General features: G+C 57.0%; 7 protein-coding genes. 2 read left to right on the forward strand and 5 right to left on the reverse strand.

Going from position 1 to position 6,781, the window contains the following annotated elements; translation table 11 throughout:
- Window positions 1–108 precede the first annotated feature (108 nt).
- Window positions 109–1,509 carry an NAD(P)/FAD-dependent oxidoreductase gene (locus HMPREF2129_RS03535; RefSeq protein WP_034663236.1) on the reverse strand — a complete coding sequence of 467 codons (1,401 nt, stop codon included), beginning with the start codon at window positions 1,507–1,509 and terminating at the stop codon, window positions 109–111.
- Window positions 1,510–1,676: 167 nt separating this feature from the next.
- Here HMPREF2129_RS03535 and HMPREF2129_RS03540 point away from each other — a divergent pair, with 167 nt between their 5' ends.
- Complete coding sequence (locus HMPREF2129_RS03540) at window positions 1,677–2,996, forward strand: SAM-dependent methyltransferase (protein ID WP_034663245.1); 1,320 nt, start codon at window positions 1,677–1,679, stop codon at window positions 2,994–2,996.
- Between the two features lie 95 nt (window positions 2,997–3,091).
- On the opposite strand, the gene HMPREF2129_RS03545 is transcribed toward HMPREF2129_RS03540, so the two are convergent.
- Both HMPREF2129_RS03545 and HMPREF2129_RS10805 read right to left on the reverse strand, forming a co-directional pair.
- The gene (locus tag HMPREF2129_RS03545; protein WP_052092662.1) at window positions 3,092–3,829 is read right to left on the reverse strand and encodes a YceI family protein; all 738 of its coding nucleotides are present in this window, start codon (window positions 3,827–3,829) and stop codon (window positions 3,092–3,094) included.
- Window positions 3,830–3,842: 13 nt separating this feature from the next.
- Complete coding sequence (locus HMPREF2129_RS10805) at window positions 3,843–4,193, reverse strand: hypothetical protein (RefSeq protein ID WP_084576513.1); 351 nt, start codon at window positions 4,191–4,193, stop codon at window positions 3,843–3,845.
- Window positions 4,194–4,346: 153 nt separating this feature from the next.
- Between HMPREF2129_RS10805 and HMPREF2129_RS03555 the strand changes: the two genes are divergently transcribed.
- A complete protein-coding gene (locus HMPREF2129_RS03555; protein WP_034663239.1) occupies window positions 4,347–4,715 on the forward strand; it encodes an RNA polymerase-binding protein RbpA in 369 nt (122 codons plus the stop codon).
- A gap of 101 nt (window positions 4,716–4,816) precedes the next feature.
- On the opposite strand, the gene HMPREF2129_RS03560 is transcribed toward HMPREF2129_RS03555, so the two are convergent.
- Both HMPREF2129_RS03560 and lnt read right to left on the reverse strand, forming a co-directional pair.
- Window positions 4,817–5,722 (reverse strand): polyprenol monophosphomannose synthase, encoded by a 906-nt coding sequence (locus tag HMPREF2129_RS03560; RefSeq protein ID WP_034663242.1) that lies wholly within the window; start codon window positions 5,720–5,722, stop codon window positions 4,817–4,819.
- Window positions 5,723–5,731: 9 nt separating this feature from the next.
- The coding region (gene lnt, locus HMPREF2129_RS03565; RefSeq protein ID WP_156959230.1) for an apolipoprotein N-acyltransferase at window positions 5,732–6,781 on the reverse strand (1,050 nt) is incomplete at its 5' end.

A 6,781-nucleotide genomic window follows, 5' to 3' on the forward strand; every position in this document is an offset into this window, starting at 1 on the left:
AAACTTTTGGGGCGCAAGCGATACTACGCCCGATAACCGAAAAATCTCCACCCCGCTTCATATGCGAAAGGGGAGTGGAGATCAGCTGGTTGCTAATTCGATGAGGTTTTAATTCTCACCCTTGGTGTCGCGGATCTCTGCGAACTCATCGACATCATCCCCAACCTGCTTTTCCAACTTCAGCAGGCCGGTACGTGCGTGCATGTGCTGAAGCGTGGACACCAAGTTGTATCGCTTCGGTGACAGGGCGTTGAGTGTCCACGTAAACATGGACACAATACGGTTGCGCTTGGACACCAGGAAAGATACGTGGACCAGCAGCCACATGATCCAGCCCATGAACCCGGCAATTTCAACCTTGCCCATCTTCACCACAGCATGGAAACGGGACACGATGGCCATGGAACCCTTGTCAAAGTACTCAAATGCCTTTCGCTGGTCTGGCGCTTGGTTCTCCTCCACTCCGGCTTTAATAGCCTTCGCTGCGTACTCGCCGGACTGGATAGCCACCTGTGCTAGACCAGGCAGGCGGTCGAGGTTCATCATGTCGCCGACAACAAAGACGTTGCGGTGCTCCCCGACAGAGAGGTCCTTGTTCACAGGGACCTTACCAGCACGGTCGACTTCGAGACCAGCCTGCTCTGCAACCATCTTGCCCAGTGGGGAAGCGGCCACACCAGCGGACCAGATCTTGGTGTAAGACTCAATCGTGGTTTCTTCGTCGGTAGTCATGTCCTTGTAGGTCACCGACTTCTCATCAAGGTTGGTCACCAAGGAGTTCAGGTACACGGTGACACCCAGTCGTTCGAGCTCGCGCTGAGCCTTCTTGCCCAGACGCTTACCAAACGGCGGAAGGACCTGCGGAGCGCCGTCAAGAAGCACGATCTTGGCACTCGCCGGGCGGAAGTTAGAGTATTCATTGCGGAAGCTGCGGTGAGCTAACTCCGCCACCTGGCCCGCAAGCTCGACACCAGTCGGACCAGCACCAACGATGACGAAAGTGAGCAAACGTTCGCGCTCGGCTGGATCTTCAGTGACCTCAGCACGCTCGAACGCGGAGACCAGGCGGGCGCGAATCTCCAGAGCATGGTCAATGGTCTTCAAACCAGGGGCGAACTCAGCAAAGTGATCATTACCAAAATAGGACTGCCCCGCGCCGGCAGCAACAATGAGGGAGTCGTACTCATAGACACGGGTGACATCGCCTTCGGTAAAAGTGACGGTCTTGTCGGCCAGGTTGATGTCAGTAACATCGCCTCGAACAACGTCGGTGTTCTTCTGCTTGCCCAGGATCTGGCGGGTGGACGTTGCAATCTCGCCACTGCCGAGAATACCGGTTGCTACCTGGTATAGCAGGGGCGGAAAGAGGTGGAAGTTCGTGCGGCTAATCAGCGTCACATCCACATCGGCGCCGTCCAGTTCGCGTGCGGCAAACAGCCCACCGAAACCCGAGCCAATAATGACAACGTGGTGGCGGTTTCCGGCTGGACGGTACGGTTTGTTGGACATGTAAAAACTCCTTTAAGTTTTCTTTTTGAGCGCGTAGCTTTTTTCGAGCCTGTTTTAGCCTGGGTAAAGCCTATAGGCAGATCCGCCATGTGATCATACGCGCGTTTGTTTTGTGGGCACGCCGTGGCTCCGCATTTGGGGCATCCCAAAGGTCTATCCTGAACCACGTGCCCACTCATTCCGCTTATTCTGCTCATCTGGATTCCGTGGACGCCGAACGTTGGCCGTCCCTCGTGTATATCCCTTCAGCTGCAGGAATGCGCCTCCGCGCGCGACTAGCGGAGGCAAGGTTTGCTAAACACTGCACCCGCGCAAACCTCGAAGTGTCACTGGGCAGGGACCATGACTTGGTGGTGGATCATGCACAACTTTTTGAACGCATTGCGGCCCGAGGGTGGGTGGGGCTCGCCGAGGGGTATATGGCAGGAGAGTGGCATACGGATACCCCCTCGGACCTAGTGAGGGTAATCCGAGGCCTGCTTGCCTCTGGGTATTCCCCGAAAACACCGCACATTAAGGACAATCCGCAACTTGTCGGAGGAGAGGTCCCACCGGAACTCGTCACACGATATGCGGGGGATGGCATGAGTGCTTTCGCCGGCCATTTCGCTACCGGCGTTCCCACGACGGAGCGCATGAGCCGAAAGTCTTTCGTGCCAGCGGCCGGGCGTGGCAAGGAGCCCACGAACTACTTCGTGGCCACAACACATTTCGCATCGCCACTGGAAACAATGAAGCATGACCTCGGTGATGCCCAGTCGCGGAGCGTGAGCATGCTTCTCGACGAAGCCGGGGTGCGCGCCGGCACTCAAGTCGCCGAAATCCCGTGTTCAGGTGGTGCTGTAACAATCGCTGCAGCTTCGCGCCGCGCAACTGTCGATGCGCTGGTGACTGACCCGGCGGTCGTCCGAACGCTGCGTGAGCGCCTGACGCTCGCTGGGGTAGCGGATTCCGTGCATATTAGCGTGGTGGAAGATCTGTCCCACGCGTTGATGCATCGTGCGGGACGTTACGACGCAATCGTGTGTGTAGAGAATATAGAAACCTTGCCTAAGCCACACCAACGGGCACGCCTACAACTGATCGACGCATTGCTGGCAAAGAATGGCAGGGCAGTAATCCAAAGCGTGACCGCCACGGAGAAGTTCACGAAGCCCGCCCGGGATGCCATCGAATCCTTACGTGCCTACATCTGGCCATCGCTGGACTACAGCGATTCTGACGAGCTGAGGAAGGTCGCGGATAAATACACCGGTTTGCGCGTGATTAGTGAGACGCATGCACCGGACCATCTAGCGTTGTCACTCAAGCATCAGCTGACCACGTTCCAAGGCCAACTGCGCGAAGCAGCGGCTGACGGCTTTGACGTGGTTTACCGGCGCCTGTGGGTCTGGCAGCTAGCTCTGCGCCAGGCAATGGCTGAATTAGGGATGCTCGACGTTGTTCAGTACACACTCACACACCGGAACAGGCGGGGAGTGCGCTAATAGCTCGCCTTAAGAATTAAGAAACCTTCCCCAAGCCCTACTTGACATAATGTACATTATCGGACAAAAGGGGAAGGAATGGCGTCTATCCTTGTTTAATCCTTCTTCACCAGGTTGAGGCGAATGTTGAGCTCGCCCTCCTCGGCAATCTTGGCCGCGACGAAGTCTGGTGTCTCCACACCGTAATCAAGGCGATCAAACGGAATGTCCGCATGCACGATGACGTGGTCACCGGTGCGTAACACTGTGAAGTCCTGGGTCACTTCATTGGTGGTTCCGCGAATAGTCAGATCACCTGTCAGCGTTACCGCGCCCGTCGTGCCATCCTCCGGCAAGGCGGAAACGTCAGCCGGCTGCGTCAGGACGAAATGCGCTTCTGGATACTTCTCTGTGTGAAGGATCTTCCTGCGCACATTAACGTCACGGCGGTCACGGTCCGTGACGATATTAGTCATATCCACGGTCACCTCGCCAGCAGTCAACGTGCCCGATTCAATGGTCATTTCACCGCTAACAGCCGTTGTGGAGCCTGATGTGGTGCGCGCATCACCCGGCAGCAATTCATCGAACGTGAAACCGGCCGAGGTGTAGTTCTTACCTTGACGGCTGAGTACCACCCAGGAACCATCCACGTCCGTTGTCGCGGGCTTGGCACCGGCCGTGTCAATGGGTTCAGTTTTAATCCCCGGCGTGGACATCAGCGCCATCACCATAGGAATAATGGCGAGCAACGCGAGAACGGTAACCGCAATGACGCCGCCAATGATGATCGGCTTGTTGTTGCGTTGCCTCTTTTCGCGGATAGCCTCGCCATCACGCTCAATATCACCCATGCTCGCACCTTCCTTAACGGATCTGTTCTAACTTCTTAGCCATGGTAACCAGCTCAGTGCACAAGGACTCAATCTCCTCAGTATCCGCACCCTCCTTGGCTGCCGTGGCAACATCTTCAGCTGCGCACCTCAGCTCAAAAAGACGGTCACGAATACTCTCCGCGCGTTGCACACCAACCCCGTCGCTCTCAAACGCTTCCAGGGTGTTTCTCGTTCTCGCCGGAAGCCCTCGGCGCGCCTCATAGGCACGCTGTTTGCAGGAGTCACCGCAATATTTTCTACGGCGCCCGCGACCTGGCGTTTGCTCAAATGGCCGACCACACCATTCGCAGTCGGAGAGCACTTCCCCACTACCGTTATCCATAGCACTCAATATCGTACCGTGACGAAATAAAGATCGCCGCATTGGCACGGAACAAACCGAGCCGAAACTGCGTTATTCAGATGAGTCGTTATACTCGTAGATCGCACGGCCTTGAGTTTAGGCCGAGACTTTGAATGAAGGGATTGGTAACGCATGGCTGACCGGGTACTCCGTGGTAGTCGCATGGGCGCAGTGAGCTACGAAACGGACCGTGACCACGACCTAGCTCCCCGCAGGATGGCCAAGTACCGCACCCCATCCGGTGAGATTTTCGAGATCCCTTTTGCCGACGATGCAGAGATTCCCGAGGAATGGCCCTGCAAGAACGGCCAAACTGGCACCCTCATGGAGGGCGAAGGGGTGGAATCCAAGCCGGTGAAGCCACCGCGCACCCACTGGGACATGCTGTGTGAGCGTCGCACGCTCGACGAACTCGACGAATTACTCGAGGAGCGTCTAGATCAGCTCCGCAAGCGCCGTCGCGCTGCGGCACGCCTGGCTAAGGAGCAGGCAGAGGGCTAAGTCGATCTGTCGGCGGGCCTGACGCTTCCGTCGATAAGCAAAAAGCAAACTACCCGGCCAGCTCGTTTGAGCCGACCGGGTATTCGCATGTGTCGAGACTTTTAGTGGCGGTTGTTCACCAGACGTCCGACTTCGTATTTGAGCAGCTTCGTGCCTTCCTCCGCCATATCCTTAGTCGTTGTGGCCATGCGGGAAAGCTTACGCGGGATTTTGTTCGCACCCAGTTCGGATAGCTGGTACTTAGCAAGGCGACCGAATTCATGGGTCAGATTGCGCACCTGCGTGGAACGGCGCTCAAAGCCCCACTTGGACACCTCAATCAGGGAGTCCTTGGCAAAACTGGCGTCCAACTTGGACTCACCCAGGGTGCGGTCCGTGAAAGTGATGGGCACTTCGCGGACATCAAAGCCTTCCTGGTCCGCCTTATCGGCGATTTGCACCTGGAAAATGTAGCCTTTGCGGGAAAGCTCATCGAAGTTAATGGACTCAAGAACTTCACGACGAAAGGCGCGGTAGCCAGCCGTCATATCCGCAACGTCAGTACCCAATGCGAGTGACACGTACATGTTGCCAGCCTTGGACAGCAAGTAGCGGTTACGAGGCCAGTTCACGGCTTCACCGCCCTCGATGTAGCGGGATCCGATGACAAGGTCCGCACCCGCATCAATAGCGGAAAGAAGGCGAGGGAATTCTTCCGGCGCGTGTGAACCATCCGCATCCATCTGACAGATGACCTGGTAATCGCGCTCCAAACCCCACTCAAAACCAGCAACGTAGGCGCCCAGCAGACCAGTCTTCTCCTGGCGGTGCAGGACATGAACCTGCTTGTCAGCCGCTGCGATCTCATCGGCCTTGACGCCGGTGCCGTCGGGCGAATTATCGTCAACAACAAGGATCTCCACTTCCGGCGTTGCTTCACGCACACGTCCGATGATGAGCGGAAGGTTTTCCAACTCGTTGTAGGTGGGGATGATCACCAGCGTTGAGTCACTGGGTTTACCAGCCACGGTTTCTCCTTATTGTTGGGTACGGTGCAGCACAGGCTGCTCATCGGTCAACCTTGAAGCATACCCCCGCCGAACCCGGAACAACGACGCGAGCATGATCACAAGCCCAAATCCTGCCAACAACCACTGAATAATCTGACCGTAACGCACCGCGATAGTGACAGAATCACGCAGAGGCAACTGCTCAATTAGATGCGCCGGCTCAAAAATCTCGGTGTGCTGGGACACCGAACCGTCCGGGTGCACGATCGCGGACACACCCGAGGTGGCAGCCACAACCACTGCTCGGTCCGTCTCAATTGCCCGCAGCCGGCTCATTGCCAATTGCTGATAGGTCATGTCTGTGAACCCGAAGGTGGCGTTGTTGGTCGGTGTGGTGAGGATCTGCGCGCCCGCCATCACAGCATCACGATAAGCCATGTCAAACGCAACTTCGTAGCAGGTGGCCACACCAACCACGTAGCCGCCCATGTTCACGGCACCATTTCCTGTACCGGGCTTAAAATCCCCGGCCTGGTCCACGAATGGGGAAAAACGTCGGAAGAAATCCCGCATGGGCATCCACTCACCGAACGGTTGCAGATACTTCTTGTGATGCTTATCCCCTGCCCCATCTACTGGGTCGAATACTACCGCCGTATTACGGTCCCCAACGTTGTCCTTGGTCAGCGTGCCCACGAGCACCGGCGCTTGGACGTCTTCGACGGCCCCCATGATGAGATCCCGCGCTTGATCATCCCGGAATGGGTTCACATCCGAGGCGTTCTCCGGCCAAAACACTAGATCCGCGTGGCGGTTCTGTGAACGTAGTTCTGCAGCGAGCTCGTGCGTACGCTGAACATGGTTGTCCAGCACTGCACGCCGCTGCGCGTTGAAATCCAGGCCCAGACGCGGAACGTTGCCCTGAACTGCCGCAACTGTGACCTCGCCGGTCGTGTGGGAGTCCTTGTTCACATTCAATCCTGCGGCAGCCCCCGCCACCAGCGGGACAATGACCAGTGCACATGCGATCAATGCCTGTGATCGTGACTGCGATCGTCCGTGCTGCCCCTTACGGGG

The organism is Corynebacterium tuscaniense DNF00037 (assembly GCF_000759055.1).
Classification (GTDB): domain Bacteria; phylum Actinomycetota; class Actinomycetes; order Mycobacteriales; family Mycobacteriaceae; genus Corynebacterium; species Corynebacterium tuscaniense.

Coding starts and splice junctions, on each gene's coding strand:
- HMPREF2129_RS03535 (WP_034663236.1), bottom strand. CDS start 1,509: ATGTCCAACAAACCGTACCGTCCAGCCGGAAACCGCCACCACGTTGTC.
- HMPREF2129_RS03545 (WP_052092662.1), bottom strand. CDS start 3,829: ATGGGTGATATTGAGCGTGATGGCGAGGCTATCCGCGAAAAGAGGCAA.
- HMPREF2129_RS10805 (WP_084576513.1), bottom strand. CDS start 4,193: ATGGATAACGGTAGTGGGGAAGTGCTCTCCGACTGCGAATGGTGTGGT.
- HMPREF2129_RS03555 (WP_034663239.1), top strand. CDS start 4,347: ATGGCTGACCGGGTACTCCGTGGTAGTCGCATGGGCGCAGTGAGCTAC.